The sequence below is a fragment of the Cohnella faecalis genome (assembly GCF_003570905.1).
Lineage (GTDB): Bacteria > Bacillota > Bacilli > Paenibacillales > Paenibacillaceae > Cohnella > Cohnella faecalis.
Genome location: NZ_QXJM01000025.1, coordinates 39,244 through 65,088, shown reverse-complemented (window position 1 = coordinate 65,088; position 25,845 = coordinate 39,244). Strand labels below are relative to the sequence as shown.

Annotated in this window: 21 protein-coding genes and 2 pseudogenes; 18 read left to right on the top strand and 5 right to left on the bottom strand. The window is 56.0% G+C overall.

The annotated features are described in order from the left end of the window. Positions 1-366: 366 nt before the first annotated feature. Together D3H35_RS05600 and D3H35_RS05595 are read right to left on the bottom strand one after the other, a co-directional pair. Positions 367-1,920: an MDR family MFS transporter gene (locus D3H35_RS05600; protein WP_233567779.1), complete on the bottom strand. Its 1,554-nt coding sequence runs from the start codon at positions 1,918-1,920 to the stop codon at positions 367-369. 3 nt (positions 1,921-1,923) lie between these two features. Next, a complete protein-coding gene (locus D3H35_RS05595) occupies positions 1,924-2,466 on the bottom strand; it encodes a PadR family transcriptional regulator (RefSeq protein ID WP_119148147.1) in 543 nt (180 codons plus the stop codon). A 246-nt stretch (positions 2,467-2,712) separates the two neighbouring features. Between D3H35_RS05595 and D3H35_RS05590 the strand changes: the two genes are divergently transcribed. From D3H35_RS05590 to D3H35_RS34005, 3 genes and pseudogenes are all read left to right on the top strand, one after another. Further along, entirely contained in the window at positions 2,713-3,102 is a 390-nt protein-coding gene (locus D3H35_RS05590; protein ID WP_119148170.1) for a VOC family protein, read from the top strand. Further along, a pseudogene (locus D3H35_RS34010) lies at positions 3,095-3,435 on the top strand (class I SAM-dependent methyltransferase); the annotation flags it as partial. The gene D3H35_RS05590 and the pseudogene D3H35_RS34010, both read left to right, overlap by 8 nt. Before the next feature lie 57 nt (positions 3,436-3,492). Beyond that, positions 3,493-3,849 (top strand): hypothetical protein, encoded by a 357-nt coding sequence (locus D3H35_RS34005; RefSeq protein WP_411675129.1) that lies wholly within the window; start codon positions 3,493-3,495, stop codon positions 3,847-3,849. A 22-nt stretch (positions 3,850-3,871) separates the two neighbouring features. Here D3H35_RS34005 and D3H35_RS05580 read toward each other — a convergent pair whose 3' ends face one another. Continuing rightward, positions 3,872-4,027: a Z-ring formation inhibitor MciZ gene (locus D3H35_RS05580; protein WP_119148146.1), complete on the bottom strand. Its 156-nt coding sequence runs from the start codon at positions 4,025-4,027 to the stop codon at positions 3,872-3,874. 247 nt (positions 4,028-4,274) lie between these two features. On the opposite strand from D3H35_RS05580, the pseudogene D3H35_RS05575 reads away from it, so the two are divergent. From D3H35_RS05575 to fur, 4 genes and pseudogenes are all read left to right on the top strand, one after another. Beyond that, a pseudogene (locus tag D3H35_RS05575) lies at positions 4,275-4,840 on the top strand (NUDIX domain-containing protein). Then, complete coding sequence (locus D3H35_RS05570) at positions 4,837-5,958, top strand: endonuclease Q family protein (protein ID WP_119148169.1); 1,122 nt, start codon at positions 4,837-4,839, stop codon at positions 5,956-5,958. Before D3H35_RS05575 ends, D3H35_RS05570 begins: the two are co-directional and overlap by 4 nt. Before the next feature lie 44 nt (positions 5,959-6,002). Continuing rightward, complete coding sequence (gene spoIIM / locus D3H35_RS05565) at positions 6,003-6,629, top strand: stage II sporulation protein M (RefSeq protein WP_119148145.1); 627 nt, start codon at positions 6,003-6,005, stop codon at positions 6,627-6,629. Between the two features lie 108 nt (positions 6,630-6,737). Then, positions 6,738-7,214, top strand: a complete 477-nt coding sequence (gene fur, locus D3H35_RS05560) for a ferric iron uptake transcriptional regulator (RefSeq protein ID WP_119148144.1) — start codon at positions 6,738-6,740, stop codon at positions 7,212-7,214. A 160-nt stretch (positions 7,215-7,374) separates the two neighbouring features. Here fur and D3H35_RS05555 read toward each other — a convergent pair whose 3' ends face one another. Further along, positions 7,375-7,851, bottom strand: coding sequence for a glutathione peroxidase (locus D3H35_RS05555; RefSeq protein ID WP_119148143.1), 477 nt, complete (start codon positions 7,849-7,851; stop codon positions 7,375-7,377). A gap of 182 nt (positions 7,852-8,033) precedes the next feature. Between D3H35_RS05555 and D3H35_RS05550 the strand changes: the two genes are divergently transcribed. The 8 genes from D3H35_RS05550 (at position 8,034) to D3H35_RS05515 (ending at position 22,055) form a co-directional block, all read left to right on the top strand. Continuing rightward, positions 8,034-8,510, top strand: coding sequence for a MarR family winged helix-turn-helix transcriptional regulator (locus tag D3H35_RS05550; protein ID WP_199728471.1), 477 nt, complete (start codon positions 8,034-8,036; stop codon positions 8,508-8,510). Next, positions 8,503-9,051: a glutathione peroxidase gene (locus tag D3H35_RS05545; RefSeq protein WP_119148142.1), complete on the top strand. Its 549-nt coding sequence runs from the start codon at positions 8,503-8,505 to the stop codon at positions 9,049-9,051. Before D3H35_RS05550 ends, D3H35_RS05545 begins: the two co-directional genes overlap by 8 nt. A gap of 1,095 nt (positions 9,052-10,146) precedes the next feature. Continuing rightward, a complete protein-coding gene (locus tag D3H35_RS05540; protein ID WP_119148141.1) occupies positions 10,147-11,103 on the top strand; it encodes an ABC transporter permease in 957 nt (318 codons plus the stop codon). Between the two features lie 16 nt (positions 11,104-11,119). Beyond that, the gene (locus D3H35_RS05535; protein ID WP_119148140.1) at positions 11,120-11,998 is read left to right on the top strand and encodes a carbohydrate ABC transporter permease; all 879 of its coding nucleotides are present in this window, start codon (positions 11,120-11,122) and stop codon (positions 11,996-11,998) included. Positions 11,999-12,075: 77 nt separating this feature from the next. Beyond that, the gene (locus tag D3H35_RS05530; RefSeq protein WP_119148139.1) at positions 12,076-13,749 is read left to right on the top strand and encodes a type 2 periplasmic-binding domain-containing protein; all 1,674 of its coding nucleotides are present in this window, start codon (positions 12,076-12,078) and stop codon (positions 13,747-13,749) included. A gap of 93 nt (positions 13,750-13,842) precedes the next feature. Then, on the top strand, positions 13,843-19,362 hold the full coding sequence (locus D3H35_RS05525) for a sugar-binding protein (protein WP_119148138.1): 5,520 nt from the start codon (positions 13,843-13,845) through the stop codon (positions 19,360-19,362). A gap of 24 nt (positions 19,363-19,386) precedes the next feature. Next, the gene (locus D3H35_RS05520; RefSeq protein ID WP_119148137.1) at positions 19,387-21,192 is read left to right on the top strand and encodes a sensor histidine kinase; all 1,806 of its coding nucleotides are present in this window, start codon (positions 19,387-19,389) and stop codon (positions 21,190-21,192) included. A gap of 50 nt (positions 21,193-21,242) precedes the next feature. Next, positions 21,243-22,055, top strand: a complete 813-nt coding sequence (locus D3H35_RS05515; protein WP_119148136.1) for a response regulator transcription factor — start codon at positions 21,243-21,245, stop codon at positions 22,053-22,055. A 3-nt stretch (positions 22,056-22,058) separates the two neighbouring features. Here the strand turns inward: D3H35_RS05515 and D3H35_RS05510 are convergent, their stop codons facing one another. Next, positions 22,059-23,294 (bottom strand): S8 family peptidase, encoded by a 1,236-nt coding sequence (locus tag D3H35_RS05510; RefSeq protein WP_119148135.1) that lies wholly within the window; start codon positions 23,292-23,294, stop codon positions 22,059-22,061. 138 nt (positions 23,295-23,432) lie between these two features. On the opposite strand from D3H35_RS05510, the gene ald reads away from it, so the two are divergent. The 3 genes from ald to xerD all read left to right on the top strand — a co-directional run bounded on the left by ald (position 23,433) and on the right by xerD (position 25,827). Next, entirely contained in the window at positions 23,433-24,548 is a 1,116-nt protein-coding gene (ald, locus tag D3H35_RS05505) for an alanine dehydrogenase (RefSeq protein WP_119148134.1), read from the top strand. Positions 24,549-24,611: 63 nt separating this feature from the next. Next, positions 24,612-24,845: a DUF4227 family protein gene (locus D3H35_RS05500; RefSeq protein WP_119148133.1), complete on the top strand. Its 234-nt coding sequence runs from the start codon at positions 24,612-24,614 to the stop codon at positions 24,843-24,845. Between the two features lie 85 nt (positions 24,846-24,930). Then, positions 24,931-25,827, top strand: coding sequence for a site-specific tyrosine recombinase XerD (xerD, locus tag D3H35_RS05495; RefSeq protein ID WP_119148132.1), 897 nt, complete (start codon positions 24,931-24,933; stop codon positions 25,825-25,827). Positions 25,828-25,845: the final 18 nt, after the last annotated feature.

Genomic DNA, 25,845 nt, shown 5'->3' with positions numbered 1-25,845 from the left:
AAACAGAACTAGGCTACGCGTGCGCCTTTTTATGTGGGGCTGACTCCAGAATTAAGGGGCCTAGCCGGTAATACATGTATTTGGCTCATTCCAAGCGAGTGGTCTGATATTAAATGCATGTTTTACACGTAAATTTTCATGCTGATCTATCGAGCAGCCGCGACCGTCCGAAGTACCATCGAGCATCCAAAAGTGTCCCCGAGCTCGGAGCTGCTTTCCAGCATCCAAAAGTGTCCCCGAGCTCGCAGCTGCTTTCCAGCATCCTCATATGAGAGCGGAGCGGTTGTCGAGCTATGAGCTAGTCGAGCCCTTTCAGACAGGCTTAGGGTGCTGCAGCAGATCAGTAGGCGCTAGCGCTCGTTACAGTTACACCATATGGGATGGCGACGCGGCTTCCGGCGAGGGGACGTCCCCTTCGGATTTTTTTTGCAATTTCATCGGACCTACGGTCAGGGCGACGATCGCTCCCGCGATCATGACGCATAGGGCGAGAATAAAGCCTTTGTTGATAGCGTGTCCCATCTCGTGGCCGTAGAACGTGACAAGCTGCGGATCGAAATGGTCTTTGAAACGGAACACCGATTCGTAGTTGAGCGGATCTTGAGCCGGATTCGGGTTCGCGGAAAGTTGGAATTCCGTCGCTGCCGTCTTGACCGACTCTCTCATGTAACCGTTGACGATAACGGCCATGATCGACGCTCCAACGACGCCTCCGATGCTGCGCCAAAAACCGACGATGGAGGAGGACACGCCGATATAGCGAGGATCGACGCTGCTGGCTACCGAGTTTTGCGAGACGCTCATCAATGGCCCGACAACGCCGAGTCCGAGCAAGACCATAATGCAGACGATTTCCCAATACGGATTGCTGTAGCTTACTTTCATGAGCAGCAACGCGGCGACAATGCCGAGCGACATGCTGGCGAACATGAGAGTGCGAAATTTGAAAAACGATTGCAGAAAGCCCGACAAAATCGCACCGGTAATAAGAGACGCCATCATCGGAGTAAGCAGGCCGTTCGAGTTTTCTTTTCCGAACACATACGTTGCGAGCAGAGGCAAGTAAGTGATGGCCGAGAACATGATCGCTCCTTGGCAGAACACGACGAAGCTCGTCCCCGACACCATGCGGCTCCGGAAAATCGTAAGCGGCAGCATCGGCTCCGCGGCTCGTTTTTCGACGAAAACGAAGAGGACGGCGCTAGCCGCAGCCAAAGCGAACAGTCCGATCAGCTGCCACGAGCTCCATTCGTATTTGCCGTTGCCGCCCCATTCGAGGGCCAGCATGAGAGAGACGGTAGATACGATGATCAGAACGGCGCCGAGGTAGTCGATCTTCGGCTTTCGATCCGCGCGGGATTCCTGCAGAGCGACGAGCAGAACGAGGAACGACGCGATTCCGATCGGCAAGTTCACGTAGAAGCACCAGCGCCAGCCGAGCGTATCGGAAATCCACGTGCCGAGCTGAGGGCCGGCCACCGACGACAGTCCGAACACGGCGCCGAACATGCCCGATACTTTGGCCGCGCTTTTCGGATCGGCGAACATAGTGAAGATGATGGAAAACGAGATCGGAAAAATCGCTCCCGACCCAATCCCTTGCACGACCCGGTAAAAAATGAGCTGGTCGATCGACTGCGCGGTGCCGCACAAGGCCGAGCCCAACAGAAACACGCCGATTCCGATCAAATAAAACCTTTTGCGCCCGAACATGTCTGACAGCTTACCATAGATCAGCATCGTGCTCGTAGCGGCGAGCATGTAAGCCGTAAAAATCCACGTCACCTGCTCCACGCCGCCAATGTCGGAGAGCACTTTGTTAACGCTTGCCGACACGATTGTGTTGTCGAGCGACGACATCAGCAGACCTAATGCCATCGAGAGCAGGATTAATCCTGTTTTTTGCGCTTTCTTTTCCACTTTCTATTCCACTCCTTCACGGCTGAACGTTGTCGTTTGCAGCCTGTCTATGCCGTCTCGCAAGCTATGGATGCTAGTTCGTTGCGACTCGATTCCCCATTGCATGCAAATTTGCTGGGACGGGCTCATGCTCGGGGACCAGAGGTTGTAATCCTCCTCCATCTTTTTGAGAGTCTGGGTCGTCTGCTCCAGCCGCTCCGTCATCCAACCCAAAATCTTTTCCGGACCTGCAAGCGAGCCGAAAAACAATCGCATCATGAAATCCGAACGGAAGACGTCCGCTTCGACCGGGCTGTCCATATAATCGCGGAATTGCTCCCGTCCCTTGTCGGTAAGGCTGTATAAGTTCTTGTTTGGACGGTTGTCCTGAGGCACGCTTTGCTTGGAAATGCACCCTTGGCGCTCCAGCTTGTTCAAGGTCGGATAGATCGTTCCGAAGCTGGTGCCGTAAAAGTAAAAAAACAACGTCTCGAAATAATTTTTAATTTCATATCCGGAAAACGGACGTTTGTGCAGCAGTCCCAAGATGACATCGGCGCCGACCAATAAGGATAACCTCCCGCTTTGGAAAATTATGTATTACCGCCTGATTATATCGATACGATATATATCGAGTCAATCTATATTTGGTTAGAGCTCTGTTAGGAAAAACGGCAGGAGAGAAGAAGGTGGATTTTCTAACGATGAATGGCTACAATAAAATGAAACGTGGTTTCATTAAACGAAACAACATGGCGGAAAAATGAGAGCTATAACAGAAGGATTGGGACGGTGGAGAAAGGGAAGTGTACGGTGTCATTTCATTTTGCGGGAATCGATCATGTGCAATTAGCTGCGCCGGAAGGACGGGAAGAGGATGCAAGGACGTTTTTCTCGGGCATCCTGGGATGGACGGAGCTTCCGAAGCCTGATAGCTTGAAGGCAAGAGGAGGCGTATGGTTCCGCTGCGGCGCCCATCAGGTGCATATCGGCGTACAGATGGATTTCATGCCGGCTACGAAAGCGCATCCCGCTTTTATTGTGCGCGGAATCGGCGAGCTGCGTGAACATTTGCAGCGTTGCGGCGTTACGGTGATCGTTGATGAAATGAGAGCTGACGAGGGACTATGCCGCTTTTTTGTGAACGACCCGTTCGGAAACCGGTTGGAGTTCATGGAGCGGGAGGAATACGGCGATGAATAGTAAAGAACGCTTTACCGACCGGGTTGATCACTATGTGCAGTACCGTCCGAGTTACCCGGGGGCGGCGATCGATTATATGTACGATGCCGCAGGCTTGGGCTCCAATTCCATCGTGGCGGATATCGGGGCGGGAACCGGAATATTCACGAAATTGTTGCTGGAGAGAGGCAGCGAGGTGATCGCGGTCGAGCCGAACGAAGGAATGAGGGGGCGGCGGAGAAGGAGCTGGGAGGCCACCCGCGCTTTCGAGCTTCGGCAGGGAGCGCGGAAGCGACGGGATTGCCTGATGGAGCCGTTGATTTTATCGTCTGCGCCCAATCGTTCCACTGGTTCGATCGTACTGCCGCGCAAGCCGAGTTCCGCCGGATTTTGAAGCCGGGAGGGAAGGCGGTGCTGATCTGGAATTCAAGGGTGACGACCGGAAATCCGTTCTTGGCCGACTTCGACCGGCTGCTTCACAAGTTCGGCGCCGATTACGAAAAAGTCGGTCATAAAAACATCACGCAGCAGACGCTGTCCGCTTTTTTCAGCCATGGCGGTCCGCAGCTCGTCCGGTTCAAGAACGGGCAGAAGCTGAGCTTCGAGTCGTTGAAGGGACGCTTGCTGTCCTCTTCCTACAGTCCTTTGCCCGGTCAACCGGCTTATGAGCCCATGATTTCGGAGCTCAGAGAATTGTTCGATCGGAATCAACTGAACGGACAAGTGTCGCTGGATTACGAGACCGAGCTGTATTGGGGAGAAGTATAGACAGACAGAGACAGATCAAAGCTTAGATTTTGACGGCTCGGTCATCCTTGGGAGCCAAAAGGTCGGCCAATCGGGCATTCCCGCCTTTGCGGTTCATTTCCTGACGAATGGCATGGCGGATTTCCCACGCTTTTCCTACCCATTGCAGCTTATGGCTTGCGGCGTATTTTTTGAGCATGTTTTCATTCCTCCTTGGCAATAGTTCATCCGGCACATGACTACCTGACTCTCTCTGGGTTCCAGAGACGTAGTGTCGCTAATCATCACAATTCCGCCGAGAACTCGACTGCGAGCCTGAAATGTGCCGCCAATCATCACAACTCCGCCGGGAACTCGACGACTATGACATAAGCGGTGCCTCATCACGCGCTTGCAATCAGGCGGACAAGCCTTTACCTTTTACCTATGAGCCTCAAGGCCGAACTATGACAGGAGGATTTAGGATGAAACATCCTTTTTACGAAGAAACGCTGTCGTCTCAACCGATTTTCGAAGGGCGCATCATTTCGCTGCAGGTCGATACGGTGCGTCTTCCGGACGGCGGGACGGCTACTCGGGAAATCGTGCGGCATCCCGGAGCGGTAGCGGTCGTGGCTCTGCTGGAGGGACGGCTTCTCGTCGTGGAGCAATATCGCAAGCCGTTGGAGCGTGCGCAGGTCGAAATTCCGGCCGGCAAGCTGGAAAAGGATGAAGACCCTTACGAGGCGGCGATACGCGAGTTGGAGGAGGAGACTGGCTACAAAGCGCGTTCATTGACGCATTTGCAGACATTCTCGACTTCCCCGGGTTCGCGGAAGAAATCATCCATCTCTATTTCACAGACGATTTGGAAAAAGGCGAGGTTAATCTGGACGAGGAAGAGTTTCTCACTTGCGAGGCGTTAAGCTTGGAGCAGGCGCTGGAATATGTGAGGATCGGCCGAATTTACGATGCGAAGACGATTATGGCCGTGCAGGCTTGGCGGTTGAAAACGTTGACGGGAGAGTTCTGAGTATCGTGGACAAAACGAACGCGAACGATTCCCTCCAGCCGCTGTTCGCCGATTTGCACGTTCATATCGGGCGAAGCGGGGACGGCCATCCGATCAAAATTAGCGGAAGCCGGGATTTGACGTTCCGGTCGATCGCCGAGGAAGCGTCCGACCGCAAAGGAATTTCGCTCATCGGCATCATCGACGCTCATTCTCCTCCCGTACAGGAGGACATTCTTCGTTGTCTGGATACGGGCGAAATGGAGGAGGTTGCCGGAGGCGGCATCCGCTATCGCGATACGGTCATCGTCCTGGGAGCGGAAATGGAAATTCGCGAGGAAGGCGGCGGACCGTTCCATCTGCTCGGTTATTTGCCGAACCTGGCTGCTATGCAGGAGTGGACGGAATGGATGAGGCCGCGCATGAAAAACGTCACGTTAAGCTCGCAGCGCATTCGCGTCACCGCCCGCGAGCTGCAGGAGGAGCTGCTGGCCCGAGGCGGGCTTCTCGTGCCTGCGCATGTGTTCACGCCGCACCGGGGGCTGCTCGGATGCTCGGCCGACCGCCTGGCCGACAGGCTGGACCCGGAGGGCATCGCCGCTATCGAGCTTGGACTCAGCTCCAACACCGATATGGCCAGTCGTATTTCGGAAACGGACCGCTATCCGTTCCTGACGAACTCCGACGCTCATTCGACCGGCATGATCGGACGCGAATGCAACGAGATCGCCGTTGCCGAGCCGTCCTTTGAAGAGCTGTCGCGAGCGCTGCGGAACGAAGATGGCCGGCGAATCGTCGCGAATTACGGTCTTCATCCCCAGTTGGGGAAATATCATACGAACGTCGCCGACCGCATCGATCGTCTCGCCGACCGTGGCACCGCACCAGAGTCGACTGCCCGTCCCCTCTATCGCGAACAGGTTCCGTTGAACTTTTTTCCCGGAATCGGCCCCGTATTGAAAGAGAAGCTCCACGACGAAGTCGGAACGGAAATGGACATCTTGCATCGCGTTCCCCGCCATGCGCTCGAAGCGGCTGCAGGCGAGAAAATCGCCGAGCTCATCTGGCGAGCCCGCGAAGGAAAGCTGGCGTTCATTCCCGGCAGCGGCGGCAAGTACGGCAGACTCGCCCAATCATAAGCCCCCCTTGTCCAACATACACATAGACGAGGGGAGGGCGATTCATGAACATCCGGATATGGAATTTATCGACGAGGGACAATTTGAATTTGTATGTATTCGTCGGAGTGCTGTTCGCGGTCGGCGCCGTATTCGGAGCGTTGCTCGTCAATGCGCTCACCTTCGAGCAGCAGCAAGAGCTTGCGGATCGGCTGCTGGCTTATATGAACGATGTTCGCCATCCGAACGATCTGAATAATGCGGCTGCGTTTTGGGACTCGTTTTTCTTTTACGGGAAGTGGCTCGGGCTCATTTGGTTGCTAGGCTTGTCCGTCATCGGCCTGCCTGCCGTTCTGGCGCTCGATTTTCTCAAAGGGGTGCTTATCGGCTTCGCCGTCGGCATGCTCGTCAGGCAGTGGGCGTGGAAAGGGCTGATCTTCTCGCTGGCAACCGTCGCTCCGCAAAATGCGCTCGTCGTCCCGGCGCTCTTGATCGCAAGCGTATCCGCGGCCAGATTCGCTTATTTTGTCGTTCGGGAACGATTGTTCAGACGCAAAGGACAGCTGCTTCCTCCATTTCTTGCGCATACGGCCGTCGCTTTCCTCATGCTGCTGATGCTCGTTTGCGCGTCGCTCTATGAAGCGTACGTATCGCCGCTGCTGCTCGAACGGCTCGTTCCATCCGTCGTTTGACAGGCTTCGAATGTAATTAATGCTAGATTCTAGCAGTAGGGTTTGACTTAACGAATAGGCTCCCCCTATAATGAAACATAAGTGTACCGACGACCGGAGGGGAAGAAAGTGGAAGCCCGCATTGATAAAGTAAAACAGCAGCTGCAGGCCCAGGGCTACAAATTGACCCCGCAGAGGGAAGCGACGGTTCGAGTGCTGCTCGAGAACGAAGAAGACCACTTAAGCGCGGAAGACGTGTTCATGCTCGTCAAAGACAAAGCCCCGGAAATCGGTCTCGCTACCGTCTATCGCACCCTGGAGCTGCTTAGCGAGATGCATGTCGTCGAGAAGATGAACTTCGGAGACGGTGTAGCCCGATACGATCTGCGAACCGACAACAACAAGCACCACCATCATCATCTCATCTGCGTCCAATGCGGATCGATGTCGGAAATTATGGAAGATTGGCTGACTCCGCTGGAAGAGAAGCTGGAGCGGGAATACAATTTTTCCGTACTGGATCATCGCCTCGATTTCCAAGGCATTTGCGCCAAGTGCAACGCCAAGAACGCGGCCGAATCGAATCCGGGCTCGACAACGTCCTGAACGATTCAAAGAGGCTGTCTCACAAGTCTGCGACTTGCGAGGCAAGCCTCTTTTGCGTTCACCCTCGTTGCGCAACGCAGCCGAATCGTGCCGGCAAGAAGCGCTCGACTGCATAGCTTCGCGCAAAAACCGCCGAACCGTCCCGGTACTGTCTTAAAGGTCAGAGCAGCTTCCTAATATGCGCTTCGATTTTTTCCGGCGTAACCGTCGGGGAGAAGCGGCGGACGACGCGCCCGGATCGGTCGACGAGAAATTTCGTGAAGTTCCACTTTATCGCCTTTGATCCGAGAAAGCCGGGAGCCGCTTTCGTCAAATGACGGAACAGCGGGTGAGCCTCCTGACCGCGGACGTCCACGATACCGTGCAGAGGGAATGTGACTCCGTGATTGATTTCGCAGTGCTGCTCGATCGCCGATTCGTCCTCCAGCTCCTGATTGGCGAACTGATTGCTCGGAAAGCCGAGAACGACAAGCCCTTGTTCGCTGTATTGCTCATGAAGGCGCTGCAAGCCTTTGTATTGGGGTGCAAACCCGCATTTGCTCGCGGTGTTGACGATCAGCATGACGTTGCCCTTGTATTCGTCCAGCGATTTGGCCGCTCCCCGGATCGTTTTCACTTCAATGTCGTAGATGGACATATAATGTTCCTCCCGATTTCATTAATAAATTGTATGCAATTTAATTTTATATAATTAAAATGGTTTGTCAAGCTTTGACTCCGGGGAAATCGTTTGCTATACTTTTGGCAATTCAATTGCATCCAATTGAATTCGTTTCGGTAAGCGGACGAGCCTATACTGCGATAAGAGAAGGAGGTTTGATGTTGGACGAGTTAGAGCGCGATCGCGTGATGAGACTGGACAACCAAATTTGCTTTGCGATTTACGCTTGCTCGAGAGAAATCAACAAGCTTTATTATCCGTTGCTGAAGGAAATCAATCTAACGTATACGCAATATATCACCATGCTCGCCTTATGGGAGAAAGACCGGGTTTCCGTCAAAGAGCTGGGGACGAGGCTGTACCTGGATTCCGGCACGTTAACCCCTCTGTTGAAAAAGCTGGAGCAAATGGGATTCGTTACGCGGGTTCGCGACAAAAACGACGAGCGGATCGTGCTGATCGAGCTGACGGAAGCCGGAGCCGCGCTCAAGGAGAGCGCAGCGGCTATCCCCGAGAAGCTGTTCTGCAACTCGGGGCTGAGCTCCGACGAAGCGTTGGCAGCGCTTCGGCAAACGACGGATTTGCTTCACAAATTGCAGCACCAATACGATAAAGAGGAGAATTCCAATGTCTAATATTTATGAAATTCCAACGAAAACGCTGCGCGGCGAGCAGTCCGATCTGTCCGCCTATCGCGGAAAAGTATTGCTGATCGTCAACACGGCCAGCAAATGCGGCTACACGAAGCAATACGAAGGGCTGCAGAAGCTCTACGAACAATATAAAGACCAAGGCTTCGAGGTGCTTGGCTTTCCGAGCAATCAGTTCGGAGAGCAAGAGCCAGGCACCAACGAAGAGGTCGAGCAATTTTGCAGCGTGAATTACGGCGTCTCGTTTCCTCTGTTCGACAAAACCGACGTGAGAGGGGAACAGGCTCATCCGCTGTTCCGTTTCTTGACGGAGCAGGCTCCTTTCCAGGGCTTCGATCAAGCGGATCCGGCCGCCAAGGGGATGGGAGATTACTTGAAGGAAAAGCTTCCGGACTATTACGAAGGAGACGGAATCAAGTGGAATTTCACGAAGTTTCTCGTCGATCGGAACGGAAACGTGGTCGAACGGTTCGAATCGCCGGTAACTCCGGCAGCGCTGGAGCCGAAGGTGAAGGAACTGCTATAGTTTACGAAACGCGGCAACGCGGCGGGAGCCAATCCCGTCGCGTTTTTTTTGTTAACCGACCGCCGTCATGCAGCGAAGCACCGCGCGACACCAGTAGCCCAACGAGTGCGGGTTACACACGCCACACGAATGAGTGCGAGAACCAGTAGCCCAACGAGAGCGGGTTACGCACGCCAAACGAGTGATGCGAGAACCAGTAGCCCAACGAGAGCGGGTTACACACACCAAACGAGTGAGCGCAAGAACCAGTAGCCCAACGAGAGCGGGTTACACACGCCAAACGAGTGAGCGCAAGAACCAGTAGCCCAACGAGAGCGGGTTACGCACGCCAAACGAGTGATGCGAGAACTAGTAGCCCAACGAGAGCGGGTTACACACGCCAAACGAGTGATGCGAGAACCAGCAGCCCAACGAGAGCGGGTTACACACACCAAACGAGGAGTGAGAGAACCAGTAGCCCAACGAAAGCGGGTTACACACACCAAACGAGTGAGCGCGAGAACCAGTAGCCCAACAAGAGCGGGTTTCACACGCCAAACGAGTGATGCGAGAACTAGTAGCCCAACGAGAGCGGGTTACGCACGCCAAACGAGTGATGCGAGAACCAGCAGCCCAACGAGAGCGGGCTACGCACGCCAAAGGAGTGAGTGCGAGAACCAGTAGCCCAACGAGAGCGGGTTACACACACCAAACGAGTGAGCGCAAGAACCAGTAGCCCAACGAGAGCGGGTTACACACACCAAACGAGGAGTGCGAGAACCAGTAGCCCAACGAGAGCGGGTTACGCACGCCAAACGAGTGATGCGAGAACCAGTAGCCCAACGAAAGCGGGTTACACACACCAAACGAATGAGTGCGAGAACCAGTAGCCCAACGAGAGCGGGTTACACACGCCGCCGTCCCCCTGCAAACCGCTCCGCTAAAGCGCACTAATGATCGTTCTCCGCCAGAATGCGATTTTTCCCCGGTAATATCCTCCTTCCTTCCGGTTTTGGGAGTCCGGCGATTGAGCTAAGATGGAGAGGTCGAATTGAAACCCCTTACAAGTCGGCGATCTTCCGTCCGAACGACGAAACGAAAGGCGAGAGGACTTCCATGGAAATCGAAATCGCACGAGCCCCGATTGAATCACCGAGACGATTGGCGCGAAGGAGGCTGCTGAGGCGCATCTGGAGATACAAGATGCTGTACCTGCTCTTGCTGCCCGCCTTCATATGGGTAGTTTTGTTCGACTATTTGCCGATTTACGGCATTAGCGTCGCATTCCTGGACTATAACTTCATCAAAGGCATTTCGGGCAGCGAATGGGCGGGACTCAAATATTTTCGGCAGCTATTCGAATCCGAGATGTTCCGCAATGCGCTAAAAAATACGATCATCATCAACGCGTACAAAATGATCAGCGGATTCGTTTGTCCGATTCTGCTAGCGCTTGCACTGAACGAAATTCGCAAGCCCTGGTACAAGAGAACGCTGCAGACGGCTGTCTACTTGCCGAGATTCGTATCGTGGGTCGTCTACGGCGGCATCATTACGCTGCTGCTTTCGCCCGAAACGGGCATTGTGAATCAGTTGATCGAATTTTTCGGAGGAAAGAGCATATATTTCCTCACCGAGCCGTCTTTGTTCCGCGCAATCGTCGTCTTCACGGACGCGATGAAGGAGATGGGGTGGGCGGCCATCATTTTTATTGCGGCTATCGCGGGCTTGAATCCCGAGGTATACGAAGCGGCCATAATGGACGGCGCGACCCGGTTTCAGCGGATGTGGCGAATTACACTGCCGGGCATTACTTCGACGATCGTCGTCATTTTCATTTTGCGGATCGGCTATATCATGAGCGCCGGACTCGATCAGATCATCAACCTGTACAATCCGACGGTTTTCGAAGTGGGCGACATTCTCGACACTTATATTTACCGGGTCGGCATCGAGCAGTTCAACTTCAGTCTGGCGGCCGCTGCCGATCTGCTGAAGGGCGTCGTCGGTCTGTCGATGGTGCTCGCCGCCAATCATTTGGCCAAAAAAATAAACGATTCCGGCATTTTTTAAGGCGGAGGAGAGCAAATTGATTCGATTGACACCCGGCGAGAAAACATTCGTAGCCGCCAACTACACGATGCTGACGCTCCTTACCCTCTTGATCGTAACCCCGATTTGGTACGTCGTTGTCGTTTCCTTCACTCCTTACGACATATTCAGCGACAGAAACGGAATGATCCTGTTCCCCGAATCGATCAGCATGGAGTATTACTCCTTCTTGCTGAAGAAGGGCTCCCTTATTTACCAGGCTTACGGAAACACTTTGCGCAACACGGCTGGAGGCGTTCTGCTCGCACTTGTTTTGACGGCGACGGCCGCTTACGCCCTCGCGGAGAAGAAGCTGCCAGGCCGGCGATTTCTGATCCTAATTTTCGTGTTTACGATGCTGTTCCGGGGAGGCTTGATCCCCACCTATCTTACCGTCAAGCAGCTAGGCCTGCTCAATACCGATTACGTTCTCATTCTCGTTATGGCGTTCAGCGCATTCAACATGATCATTATGAAGACGTTCTTCGAAGGCATCCCCGAGAGCTTGCGGGAATCGGCAGCCATCGACGGCGCGTCCGAATACCGGGTGCTGTGGCAAATCGTTCTGCCGCTTTCGCTTCCTGTCATAGCATCAATCGGCTTGCTGTATCTCGTCGTCTACTGGAACGATTTTTTCAATGCGCTGCTTTATATTACCGACTGGAACAAGGCTCCGGTGCAGCTCGTCTTGCGAACTATCGTCGCGAACTCCAGCCTGCCGCCCGAGCTGCTGGAAACCGCCGGCACGACGCCGCCTCCGACCGTCGGCATTCAGATGGCCGCCATCGTCATCGTCGCGCTTCCGATGATGATCGTGTATCCGTTCATCCAGAAATATTTCGAGCAGGGCATGCTCATCGGTTCGGTCAAAGGCTGAACGGGAAGCGGTGTTAACGATCGATTTATCCCCCGAGGGGTAAATATACAATTTCGATTAGGAGGTCACCTTAGCGCATGAACGGAAAACAAAAGAAACCGTGGTTGCTAGGAGCGTTAACTCTCATTCTGGCCGGAATGTTCGCGATGGCGGGATGCAGCAGCAATAACGGCAACGGGAACGAGAACGGCAGCGCATCGCCGATCGTCACGCCGTCCGGTTCCCCGCCTGCCAGCCCGAGCTCGACGCCGTCGGCTGCCCCGGCGGAGGAGCCGTATTCGATCAAGCTTCTTCTCCCGCAGGACATTTCCAAGCCGTACGATCCGGCGAAGGACGCCATTAAGAAAGCGGTCGAGGAGAAGCTGGGAGTGACGCTCGTTCCCGAAATCGTGGACGTCCAGCAATACAAGACGAAGCTGAATCTCAAAATGTCGAGCAACGACATTCCCGACATCGTCCGAATCGACTTCGCCGACGACTTCCAGAAGTACGCCCCTCAAGGCGCGTTCGTCGATCTGACCGAGCTGATCAACGAGAAGGATACGCCGAACATCTGGAAGGAAGTGCCGCAGCAAGTGTTCGAGCAAGCCAAAGTGAACGGCAAGATTTACGGCATTCCTTACCAAGGAGGACCCGGCTCCGGCTACCGGTGGAATCTCGTTATGCGCTCCGATTATTTGAAGGAAGTCGGCGAGTCGGTTCCGACCACTCTCGACGCTTATTACAACGCGCTGAAAAAAATCAAGGAAATGAAGAAGGACGTCATTCCTCTCGGAGGCTACACCGCCAAAACCGGAGAAGTGAAGTTCGCGACGAACTCGTTCGATAATATTTTCGGAGCTTTCGGCGTCACTCCCGGTTATTTCACGCAGCAGGACGGCAAGTTCAGCAATTACGACATCGATCCGAGAATGAAGGAAGCGCTTAAGTTCCTGCAAAAAATGTATGCGGAAAATTTGATCGACAAAGAATTCGCGACAATCAAGGAGGAGCAGTTCCGCGCCAAGCTGTTCGCCGGCAAGCTGTTTTCGTGGATGGGCTGGTGGTCGACCGCCAAAGATTACGACACGCAAATCGAGTCGTTCGAGCTTAAGAAAAGCGGCAAGCTGGACAAAGACGGCACGCTTCCGGATCAGTCGTCGGAGCCGTACAAATATTTGTCGTTGACGGGATCGCTGACGGGCGCGGACGGCAAAGCGGTTGCTCCGCAGGGTGCGCCGTTCGGTCAGGTTCTCGCCATCAGCGCGAAGACGAAGGACCCGAAAAAGCTGCTGGCCATTATCGATAAATCTTTGGAAATCGACAATCAGATGCTGACGGTATGGGGCGTCGAGAACGTCGATTACGAGCTGACAGGCGGCAAGCTGCAGCAGATTCCGACCGCAATCGATCAGGCGACCCAGACCGACAAGGACGGCAATTTCCGCGGCACGCAGCGCTATACGTGGGCTCCGGGGCTGAAGGGCTGGCCGCATTATCTCGAGTCGCTCCCGCTTCGTCCTTCCATGGCTCTCGACACGGCGATCAACAACCCGAATCAAATTACGGACGCAGCCAACTATCTCGATTCGCCTACGAAAATCGCCAAGCAGGTCGAGCTGAATACGATGAGAGATTCGTACTTTACTCAAATTATTATGGGTGCGAGCATCGACAAGTTCGACGAGTTCGTTGCGAAATGGAAGTCGCAGGGCGGAGACCAGATCCTCCAGGAGCTGGAGCAATCCTATCAGAAGAAGATGGGCAAGTAACCGCAGCAAGCAATCGAATAATTCTCAAAGCGGCAACGGTTCAACCGGTGCCGTTTTGGGTTTTCGATCATGTTCGGATAGAAGGGGAGATGAATGTTGACTCGAAAAAAGGGAGTTTACTGGGCTCTCGTCATCGCGCTCGTCTTCGGTCTCGTTCCCGCATACCCGTCGATCGCCTTGGCGGACGACGGACCGGTGCCGCTGTTCGCCGAAGATTTCGCCGCGCCCGGAAGCCATTGGGACGGCACCGCATGGAGCGTCGAGCAGGATGCGGATACGGGGTCTGCCGCAGGCAAGCTGACGTCTTCATCGGGAGCTTATCCAACCTCGCGGGTTAAACCGGCCGTTTGGACAAGTTATGCTGCCACGAACGATAATTACAAGCTCGAATTCAAAGCCAAATATTCCGATGCCGCTGCGGGCGCGCCGAAATATTTTCGCGTGTTTTTCAGATACGACACGACGCAAACCGGAGTCAATCACTACTATTTCGAATTTCGGCAGGGTGGAAATCTCGTCTACTTCGGAAAATACGTGAACGGCGTCGATACGAGAATCGGCAACGGCTATACGATTTCCGACAAAATAGCCGGATTCTCGTTTCAGAGCTGGCATCAATACGAAGTGATCGCGGACGGGGCGGTATTCCGGATCGCCATCGACGGAGTGCCGATCGGAAAGACGGAATCCGAGACGACCCATGCCCGGGGCACGGTCGGCTTCGGCTTGAAGAACGCCGTTTTGAGCGTAGACGACGTCCGCGTCACTCCTTTCCACGAGGAGCCGCCGATTGAAATTACGCATACGCCGATCGCTTCGGCCTATTATAATACCGATGCGCCAGGAGCTTTCACCGTTCCGGCACCGGCTGCGGGAGTTGCCGTGAACGCCGTCGTGTCTTACCGATACGGTACGGAGTCTTACCGAACGATCGATTTGCCGCCTTCGACCGACGGCGCTTTTTCGTTCGTCATCCCCGGCACGAATAGGGCTTCCGCCATCGGCTATTATTTGACGGTGACCGATTCGGCTGGACACAGCGGCCGATACCCGGCGAGCGGCGAGCAGACGATTGCGGTGAAGCCGTTCAACCGATTTTTCGACAATTTCGAGAGCACGCCGGCAGGACAGCTTCCCGTCGACTGGTTTCTTCGCGGCATTCAGCCGAACATTGCGGTGTACGACGACGGCGGCAATCATGTGCTTCGATTCGCTGGCGCCGCGACCGGCAACAATTGGACGGCTAAATTCGTCAATCCGCTCTACCGGAACATCGACCATTTCAAAGTTTCCTTCCGCGCCAAGTACAAGGTGACGAACCCGGACCCGCACGAGCTGTACAACGTATGGCGGCTCAGCTACCGGGACAAGGATACGTTCTACAACACGATGGAATGGGGCTCGCACAATACCAAATATATTATGTTCAAAAGAACCCCTCTGGGCGGCGTAGACAACGGCAGCTATTACAGATCCGTTCCGGAAGAATGGCATCGTTACGAGGTGGAGGTAGCGGGAATTACCCACACCCTCTCTATCGACGGACAGACGGTCATCCGATTCGACGACGCGTCCGAAGACGCCCCGGACAAAGGTTTTCTCCAATTTACGACGGTGAACGGTCTGGAACTGCTCATCGACGACTTCGAAATTACTCCGGTGACCGTTCCGTATGTTTACAACGTGGAGCCCTACGGCAATTTCGTCGGCATTTACGAATCGGGCGAACCGCTCGGCTTGACCGCATCCGTTCAGGCGGGCGCCGCGGAGCAGACGTACCGCGTGTCATACCGGGTCACCCGCGCGGACGGAGCCAAGGAAGAAGTCGCGGCAGGGCAGCGAGAATTTACGGTTCCCGCTTATGAAAAAAGAAGCGAAGCGATTCTGTTCGAGCCGAACGTCGCCGGCTTCGGAGTGTACGACGTGACGTCGGAGCTGTACATTAACGGCGTCAAGGCGGACGACAAGACGAAGACGCTGCGGGTAGCCGTCATTAAGCAGGCGGCTGCGGCGCGAACATCCGACTTGTCGATGGAAAGCAAGTTCGGCTTCAATATCAACTACGATCTGGCGACGAAGGACGATTTGATCGACAGCGTGCGGACGATGGGCGTGCGGCACGGCAGGTTTGGCTTGGCGTGGCCCGGAATCGACACGAACGGGGGCATCTACAACTATGAGGTCTACGACCCGATCATAGATGCTTTCGCGTCGAGAGGGATCAATCCGATTCCGATTCTCGGCATTAAGTCGAACGGCGTGTACGATAACGGAGAAGTCGTCGATAACCGAGGCGGCCTGGAGGCGCTTCGTTCGTTCATGGCCGACCTGGTTCAGCATTATGAAGGAAAAGTCCGGTATTGGGAAATGCCGAACGAACCGGAGCTGGAAACCCATCCTTATATACCGCAAGAGCTCGTTCAAGTGCAGAAAGCGGCATATTCCGCGATGAAGAAGACGGATTTGAACGCGGTGCTCATCGCCGGCGCTCATACGTCGGGCGTGACGCAAATTTTGCCCGGCGAGCTGGAGCTCGGTTCCTACAATTACGCGGACGCGTTCTCCTACCACCGCTATACGTACGGCGTCATGCCGGACGGCTTCGTTCAGAAGCAATACGAAGGAGTACGCAAGCTCATAGACGGTTACGGAGGCTGGAAGGATTTGTACGTAACCGAGTCCGGCTGGCCGACCGCGACGAACGGCTACCCGTCCGTATCGCAGGAAGTTCAGCGAGATTATGCAGTGCGGGGCTTCCTGATCGATATGATCTCGGATCAGGTGAGGGCGCTTGAGCATTTCAATTGGCGCGATTCGGGCTTCGACGCGAATTTTTACAACACCAATTTCGGTATAACGGACGGCAACGGAAGGCCGAAGCTTGCGTACCCGGCGCTTCAGACGCTAATGACGACGCTGGACCGGGCGCGTTACGTCGGCACGCTTCAGACGGGAGACGAGTCGGTGGAAGCCCATCTGTTTCTGAACGGGAACGAGCCGGTGCTCGTTTTGTGGAAAAAAGTGAACTACGGAGGAGCGCTGGTCGCAAGCGCGCCGAAATCGACAATCGCGCTTCCGGTCGATTCCGCGCAAGTGACGGTTATCGATGTGTACGGCCGTGAAGCTTCGATTGCCGCCAGCGGCGGTCAGGCGACGCTGACGGTATCGGGCACGCCGATGTTTGTCAAAGGGTTCGGCGCGGCTCTGACGTTCGCTTCCGCCGGACAGCTGCAGGCGAAGAAGAAAACGGAAGCGGCAGCCAAGCTCGAAGCTTTGCGAACGGGCGGCAACGGCGCGGCCATCGACGGCGCGCTCGGCGAGCTGAATCGGATTCACGGCGCGCTGGCATCGGCGTTGTCCTCCGCGCAGCCGGCGGGTCGTTCGGCGGGCATCGAGCAAGGAGCGAAAGATTTGTATGCGCTCATGACCCGGGTCGCCAATCTGATTCGCGACGGCGCTGTCGATCGGGTTAAAGGCGACGTCGCTCTTGAGGCGCTGTATAACGATGCGGAATATGCCGCGACGGCTCTGATTGAGGCGAAGCGTCAGGAAGGAGGACAGCCGCAGCCGGCCATTCCGGACTATGGCTCCGCGGTGGCCGAAGCGCGCAGCGCTTACGACGGCAAAATCGGCCCGAACGGCTTGATGCCGGTGTCGACCTCCGCGATGATGAGAGCTAACCGATATGCCGAAATAGCGGCAAAATCTGCATCGGAAGGCTACGCTTTCGACGCGTACGGTTACGGCGTCATGGCGAAGGAGCTCGCTCAAGTCGTTGAAGCTATCGTCGAATCGGAGCCGGTCATTCCGGTCGACGTTACGATGTCCGCCTCGCCCGTGAACGGCGAGATTGAATCGGGCGGCTCTTTGCCGGTAATCGTATCGTTGACGAACCGTTCTTCCCAGACGAAGACGGTCACGCTGAATCTAGCTGTTCCGTCCGGGTGGGGCGCGGCGCAAACTGAGCAAGCGACCCGCACCGTAACGCTCGCAGCCGGGGCGGCTCAAGATGTTAACTTGGCGCTTCAGGCGCCTATCGACGCGAGCCCGGGAATCTTCTACGCGCAGCTCGATCTGGCGATCGGAGGCGTTCCTTCCGATCTGATCAAGATCAAGCTGAATGCGACGAGCGCCGTTCGCGCGCGGCTGATGCCGGTGGCGAAATCGCCGGGCGAGCTTGACATCGTGAACGTAAGGCTGACGGGAACGTCGCAAGCTCCCAAGTCGGGCAAAGTCATCCTGAAAGGGCCGGACGGTCAGACGCTGGAGCCCGTCGTTCCCGGAGGTGACGCTTACTCCATCGTCTATGGCCAGACAGTGGACGTTCCGTTCAAATGGACGTACGGACGAACCCGCCCGTTCCATGAATACGTCGGAAGCCTGGAAGTTACCGATCAATCCGCAGCGAACCGGGTCATTTACCGGGATGCGGCCGTCCCGCTCGATTTTCTCATCGTGCAGAAGGCGAAGCCGACGCTTGCCATCGACGGCGATTTGAGCGATTGGATCGACGCGTACCCGATTCATATGCGCGGAGCCGAACGCAATGCCAACGGCGTGTATGAGCCGAATAACCTCGATGCCGTCATGTACGCCAAATGGGATGAAAGCAATCTTTACTTCGCGCTGGAGGTCACCGACGACATCCACAAAGCGGCCGAACCTCCGAGCGGAATATGGAAAAACGACGCCGTGCAATTCGCTATCGATCCGCTGAACGACAAGGGCGGAACGTACCGCGACGACGACATCGACTTCGGCTTGGCGCTCAACGACTTCGGGCAGCAGCTCGGGTTTGTGTTCCAGGCTCAACCGCCGAACGCCACGGGCGATATTTCGAGTGCGATCCCGTATCGGATCGTCCGGGACGAAGCGCATCATAAGACGTACTACGAGGCGAAAATTCCGGGAGATTCCATCGTGAAGGCGCTTGGAAGCCGGCTTCACCTCGGCGGAGAGATTGGCTTCAACGCGGTCGTGCCCGATTCCGATTTGCAGGACGGCAGGCAAAATTATATCGGCTGGACCAAGGGAATCGCAGAAAGCAAAAATCCGGGTCTCTACGACACGTTCACATTCGTCGACGTCCCATTCGCGCTTCCGGACGAAACGCCTCCGGCAATCGTTATAACGCCGATAGGCTCGATCGCGCAAACTCAGACGCTGCTCGTGAATGTTGCGGCGACCGATTTGCAGAGCGGAATCAGCCAAGTGAAGGCGACAATCGACGGGAAGCCGATCAGCGTGCCGGTGAAGATTACGCCGCTGTCGCTCAGAATCGGAACGCATACGCTGGAGGTGCGGGCCAAGGATGCGGCGGGCAACGAAGCCGTACAGACCGCCGTCTTCACCGTTACGATCTCGCTCGGCTTGCTGGACGACGTCATCGGCATGGGGGCGGCGAAGGGATGGATCAAAGGCGATGCGGTGACGATACTATTGCTGGCGCAAGCAGCCGTTATCCAGCGAACGGAAAAAAACCGAGCCGACAATTTGAAGAGCTTGCGCCTTCAAGTCGAGCTGCTCGCCGCCGCCAAAAAAATCGATGCCGCCTTTGCCGTCATGTTGAAGGAAGACTTAGTGTTTCTAGAGAATTTGTATAGAAAAAAATAGGTGTCGGAGGAACGGGGGAGAACGTTGCGGCGGAAGCTGGCGAAGCCGGGTCGACTTTTCTACAAGCTGAGCATTCCGATGTTCATCCTTCTACTGTGCGTGATCGGACTGTTCAGCGCCGTTTCCAGCTACATTCTCATTCGCGCCCAGAACGATCACGCTTACCGGATGGCGGAGCAGTCGCTGACGTTCGTCTATCGGAGCGTCGGGTATCAGCTGGCGACGATGAACAATACCGCCGCATTCGTTTTATCGAACCCTTCCTTCGAAAAATTACTCGATACGGGACATGAGCGGCCTTACGAAGCGATCGGCGATTTTTTCGAGCTGCAATCCCATCTGGAAAACTTGTCGCTCGTCTCCTTGCTTAACGAATACGGGCCGGCGGGCCGAACGAAGACGACTTATGTGATCGCTGTCGCACTGGAGCCTTCAAGCGGCTTGTACGAAGTGGCTACCGACGAATATTATCCGGCGACTGGCCTTTACAAAAGCGATCGGCTGCGGCAAACAGAGTGGTATTCGGAGCTTCACGACCGGGGAAAGCAGACGGCTTGGTGGGGGGAGCAAGCCGGTGTCAAGCCATCCGTCTTCGTAGCCCGGAGTAAAACGAGCTTTCGCGACGGACACGAGATCGGTACCGTCCTTGTCGGTGCCGACATGTCGGCTATTCAGGGCGTTATGGCGATGGCGCCGATCGAGAAGGGGTATCATCTATTGCTGGATGAAGCCGATCGGGTTATCTACAGCGACAAGTATCCGTTCCTGGAGGATTTGAGCGGTTCAAGCATCGTCCGGGCAATGGACGGCAGCCGCGGATCGGCCAAAGTATCCGTGAACGGTGAGCGTCACATCGAGCTGTACGAGACGCTCGACAACGGCTGGAAGGTGATCTCGTTCATGCCGGCGAGCCATATCGGCAGCGATACTCTGCTCATCTCGCTCGTCGGCGTCCTGATCGGCATTCTGGGTGTCGCCGTCACCGGGTTCTTGCTCCGCCGAATTATCGTCAAAGTAACGGTTCCGGTCATTCGACTGGTCGGAGCCATGCAGCGCCCCGACGTTCTGGAAGGTAAGGAGCCTCTGCCGACTCCGATCGGAGGAATCCGCGAAGTCGACGAGCTATATCGCCAATTTGCCTCGATGCTCGTCGTCAATCGGGAGCTCGCCGTCAAGGCGTACCGGGACGAAATCGCGAAGAAGCAGCTGCATCTGGAGCTTCTTCAATCCCAGATCAACCCTCATTTTTTGTATAACTCGCTTGATTTGATCAATTGCAGAGCTATTCTGGCGGGCGATCGGGATACGAGCAAGCTCGTCCGATCGCTTGCCAACGTATTTCGATTCGGCTTGAACAAAGGAAAAACATGGATACCTCTTGCGGACGAAATCCGTCAGGCGACAGCTTATTTGGACATACAGACGATGATGCTTGCCGATCTGGCTTATTCGATCGAAGTCCCGCCTTCCTTGGCGGACGCTCCGGTTATTCACTTGATTGTGCAGCCGCTCGCGGAAAATTGCATCGTGCACGGCTTCGCGAATCGCACGGAACGCTGCCGCATTCGTCTCTCGTGCAGAGAGGAGGACGGCAAGCTGATTTTGTGCGTGGAGGATAACGGCGGCGGGGCGGATGCAGCCGAGCTTAACCGGCGGCTGCTCGAAGCGGAGAAGGACTATGCGGACCCCTCGTCACCAGGTTTATCCGGCGGCTACGGCACATTAAACGTTCATCGCAGAATTCGGCTGCATTGCGGCGAAGGCTACGGCCTCCGGTACGTGGAGGTTCCGGAAGGAACCCGCGCGGAGGCCGTGCTTCCTTCTCCGTAAGCCGGTCGCAGACCCATTCGCAGAGCAAGGTACGAAGGCGGTGCATACAGGTGGAGAAGTGTAAGCTGTTAATTGCCGAGGACGTAGCGACGGTGCGGGAGGCGTTATGCAAGATGATCGATTGGCCTTCGCTCGGCGTTGATTTGACAGGAGCTGCGGAGAGCGGCGAGGAAGCGTTGGAGCTCATGGAGCGGAACGTTCCCGATATCCTTCTTACCGATATAGGAATGCCGAAGACGAACGGTCTGGAGCTGATCGCTTCCGTAACCGAGAAGTACCCGAACGTCAAATGCGTCATTTTGTCGGGCTTGAACGAATTCGAGCATGCGCGTCAAGCGATTCGGCTTAAGGTCCACGATTATATTCTGAAGCCGATCGATCCCGAGGAAATTCAGCATACGATCGGGCGGATCGCGGAGCAATTGAAGCGGGAGCGCTCGAAGCAGGAGGAGCTGCGCGCCGCAGAGCAAAAAGTACGCGAGCGGCTCCCCATCTTAAGCGAACGGCTTCCCGATTTGGCTATAAGCGGCAACGTCAAGAAAAGCAAGCTTGTCGAGCAGGCGCTCTCGACGATGATCGCAGGCTTTCGTTCAAGGGACTTTTCGCTGGCGGACGTCGCGGCGAACGTTGGGCTGAGCGAAAAGTATTTGAATCAGCTGTTCAAGGAAGCGACAGGCGTGACCGTATATGCGTGCCTGATCCGGCTGCGGATGGACGAGGCGGCGGAGCTGCTGAAGGAGCCTTACGCCAAAGTGTACGAGGTGTGCGACCGAATCGGCTATGCGGATCAGGATCATTTTCGCGAAAGCTTTAAAAAGCAGTTCGGCGTAACCCCGACGGAATACCGGAATCGCTTCTTGTAGACGTTACCCGTTCCTGCTCAGAGCCCGGACGGCGGGAGAAGCTTGCAGAAGTCCTGCGCCGACGGCTCTGGAGCCTCCCGAAATACGACGCGCGGACGCTTTCATCAAGCGTCCTGCTACTGTTGCGGTAATAGCGGGGGAAACGGCGCGAAGAAGAGCGGCGCAGCCGGTCACATGGGGAGTGGCCATCGAGGTGCCCGACTCGCGGCGGTATTTCCCGTTTTTCCATGTCGAAAGGATGGACACGCCGGGCGCCGACAAGTCGATTCCGCGGCCGCGGCTGGAGAAGGAAGCGACGCGGTTTTTGCGCGTAAGCGCAGCTACGGCCAACGTCTCCGGGTAGCGTGCCGGAACGTCCAGCGTGCCCGCTCCTTTGCCGGAATTTCCGGCCGAGGCGGAGATGATCGTCCCGCGCCGTCTTGCCCGCTTGATCGCATCCCGGAGCAAACGATTGTTTTCCGTCATTCCGAAGCTCATATTCATGACCCGTATGCCACGCTTCAACCCCCACTCGATTCCTTCCACGATATCGGATATATACCCTTCGCCGTTTTTGTCCAGCGCTTTGATCGCATAGAGCCGGACGGCCGGTGCGTTGCCGAGCAGCCGCGCTCGTCCCGTCGCGGCTACGATTCCCGCTACGTGCGTGCCGTGACCGTTGTCGTCGGCGTACGAGCGGCCTCGTGCGATCGTGTTCACGCCGCCCGCTATGGATAGATCCGGATGCTTCGCGATTCCCGTATCGATAATGCCCACTCGAACGCCGGAGCCGCGGGTAGCGCTCCAAACGGGAGGACTTTTGACGCGGCATACGTTCCACGGAGCTTTCGGCGGGCATGACGCGACGGCGGCGTATTTGGCTTTCCTCGTCGGCAGCCGTTTTCCGAATTTTCTCCGGACAATCGCTGCGCTGCCCGAACTCGAACCGCACAATCTTAACCCGTGCGCCTTCACGCGCGAGTCCTTCTCGACGTAAGCGATTCCGGGATGCCGCCGCAAATGCTTCCAGTGCCCGCTCCGCTTGCTATGGCAGCAAATCATCCGCAGAGCGTCCGATTTTCGAACCGGCCGGATGCCCGCTTTGGCGAGATCGGCCAAACATTTGCGGTAATCGCTGTTCCGCGCAATACGACGATTCGTCTTTGCGGCTTGCCGCTCCGAGGCTTTCGCCTGAACGAGCCGCGCAGCAAATGCTCCAACGGTTTCACGGGTATTCTCCTCCTTGCGCGAGCGGGTCAACGCCCGTTATTATGTTGTAAAGTATGGGTATCCGGGTAAGAGGGTGCATGCGGGCATGGAGGCGCACATATTTTTCGAACCGGGGGATACCGTAAGCCTGATGCTGTCCGATCGACGGCTGGAAAGGGGAACGTTAGCGTGATCGTGGGATTGCCTAAAGAAATCAAAAAACAGGAATACCGGGTCGCCCTTACGCCTGCCGGAGCCGGAATGCTTGCACGGCAAGGACATGAGGTTATCGTGCAGGAGGGAGCCGGCGTCGGAAGCGGCTTCGCGGACGAGGAGTACGCGCAAGCGGGCGCGACGCTCGTTGCCGGGCCGGAAGCCGTATGGGAAAAAGCTGAGCTGATCGTTAAAGTAAAAGAACCGTTGCCGGAGGAGTTCGGTTTTTTTCGCGCCGGACAGCTCCTTTTCACTTATTTGCATTTGGCCGCTGCGGTGCCGTTAGCGAAAGCGCTGACGGAGCGGCAGGTGACCGCGATCGCGTATGAGACGATGCAGGCTCCGAACGGAACGCTCCCGCTGCTGACGCCGATGAGCGAGGTGGCGGGCCGGATGTCTGTGCAGGAGGGCGCCAAATATTTGGAGGCGTTCCATGGCGGCAGGGGCGTCCTGCTCGGAGGCGTCCCCGGCGTACCTCCGGCGGACGTCATTATTATCGGCGGGGGAATTGTCGGAACGAACGCGGCCAAGATGGCGATCGGACTCGGGGCTAACGTCGTCGTGCTTGAAAAAAACGGGGATCGGATGCGTTATCTCGACGACGTTTTTCAAGGAAGGCTTCGGACCCTTACCAGCAATCCCCACAATATCGCCAGCGCCGTCAGGAAGGCCGATCTGCTCATCGGAGCCGTCCTCGTTCCCGGAGCGAGAGCTCCCCGTCTCGTCACGGAAGAGATGGTGAAGACGATGAAGAAAGGCGCCGTCATCGTCGACGTCGCCATCGACCAAGGCGGCTCGATCGAGACGATCGACCGGGTCACGACGCACGAAAATCCGGTATACGAGAAGCACGGAGTCATTCATTACGCCGTAGCCAACATGCCGGGCGCGGTTCCGCGCACTTCCACTCTTGCGCTTACGAATGTTACGATTGACTTTGTGCTTCTGCTTGCGGCTAACGGCTTTCGAAAAGCGGTCGAGGCGAGCCCGATGCTCGGGCTCGGAGTGAACGTCCATCGCGGAGCCGTTACCCATCGGCAGGTGGCGGAAGCGGTAGGCTTTCCTTATACGCCTCTCGACGGCTTGCTTTGAGGCATCTTTCCGGGCTTCGTCTCATACGGTTGTACAAACCGGACAGGACGGAGGAGACGAAGGATGGAAGAGCAACGGGGCAAATGGTGGGAGCGTCTGCAGTTCACGCTCCTTTTTCTCGTACTTACGATTGTGCTCCATTCGCTGCTTGGGTGGTTCCAAGTTTGGCTGAAGCCGGCCGATCCTTACAGAGTGCCGCAAGGCCGCGCCGCCAAAGTGTTCATGACGGGAGAGCCGGGAGAATTGAACGGTTCTCCGGGCGATCGGCTGCGATTGTTTTTTTGGTATGGAGAATGAAACCGAGGGAAGGAATCTCCGGGGCTGCTGTGGAATTAGGTAGAGTTGCGGCTTGGAGGCGGCACGGAGAGGATCGCGACCGGATATGAAAAAATGGCTTCAAGCGTATTCGAAACGGCTGGAGGACGAGCGGAATCGTTCGGCGGCTACGGTGCGGAGCTATGTTTCGGATTTGAACGATTTTATCGCTTATGCCGAAGAGCAAGGCGTGAAGGAAGTCAGAGAGCTTCGTTCGAACCATATTCAAGCCTACTTGAGCCGTCTGAAGCAGGAGGGGCGCAAGACCGCTACGATTGCCCGCCGCGTCGTATCGCTTAAGAAATGGTTCCGCTTTTTGACGATTGAACGGGCGATCGAATACGACCCGACCTTGCAGATCGAGTCGCCGAAGCCGGAACGAAAAGCTCCGCTCGCGCTGAAGCAGACCGAGATGGATCGGCTGCTGGAAAGCATCGATCCGGCCAATCGGCAAGGGCTTCGCGATCGCGCGATGCTGGAGCTTCTGTATGCGACCGGCTTGCGCGTATCCGAGTTGATCGCTCTGAATATCGATCACGTCCGGCTGGACATGGGCTTTCTCACTTGCACGTCTCCCGGAGGGCGCGAGAGAATGGTGCCCGTCGGCTCTTATGCGGCATCATGGGTCGAGCGGTACGCAGCCGAAGCCCGACCTCAGCTTTCGAGAGAGGACAAGCCGGAGCAAGCGTTGTTTTTGAACGTTTTCGGAGAGCGCATGACGCGTCAGGGCTTTTGGAAAACGGTCAAAAAAGCGGCCGGGGCCGCCGGAATTGGAGCGGAGATTACTCCCCATACGCTGCGCCACTCGTTCGCCGCTCATCTTGTCGAGAACGGCGCTGATTTGCGCGCGGTGCAGGAAATGCTCGGCCATACGGCTTCGGCGTCGACGCAAATTTACCAGACTCCTTCCGGCTTGAAGGTAAAGGACGTATACGACCGGGCTCATCCGCGGGCGCGATCATGACAAAAAAGGGGAATGGAC

Coding starts and splice junctions, on each gene's coding strand:
- xerD (WP_119148132.1), top strand. CDS start 24,931: ATGAAAAAATGGCTTCAAGCGTATTCGAAACGGCTGGAGGACGAGCGG.
- D3H35_RS05540 (WP_119148141.1), top strand. CDS start 10,147: ATGGAAATCGAAATCGCACGAGCCCCGATTGAATCACCGAGACGATTG.
- D3H35_RS05580 (WP_119148146.1), bottom strand. CDS start 4,027: ATGCTCAAAAAATACGCCGCAAGCCATAAGCTGCAATGGGTAGGAAAA.
- D3H35_RS05555 (WP_119148143.1), bottom strand. CDS start 7,851: ATGTCCATCTACGACATTGAAGTGAAAACGATCCGGGGAGCGGCCAAA.
- D3H35_RS05500 (WP_119148133.1), top strand. CDS start 24,612: ATGGAAGAGCAACGGGGCAAATGGTGGGAGCGTCTGCAGTTCACGCTC.
- D3H35_RS05525 (WP_119148138.1), top strand. CDS start 13,843: ATGTTGACTCGAAAAAAGGGAGTTTACTGGGCTCTCGTCATCGCGCTC.
- spoIIM (WP_119148145.1), top strand. CDS start 6,003: ATGAACATCCGGATATGGAATTTATCGACGAGGGACAATTTGAATTTG.
- D3H35_RS05550 (WP_199728471.1), top strand. CDS start 8,034: ATGTTGGACGAGTTAGAGCGCGATCGCGTGATGAGACTGGACAACCAA.
- D3H35_RS05530 (WP_119148139.1), top strand. CDS start 12,076: ATGAACGGAAAACAAAAGAAACCGTGGTTGCTAGGAGCGTTAACTCTC.
- D3H35_RS05545 (WP_119148142.1), top strand. CDS start 8,503: ATGTCTAATATTTATGAAATTCCAACGAAAACGCTGCGCGGCGAGCAG.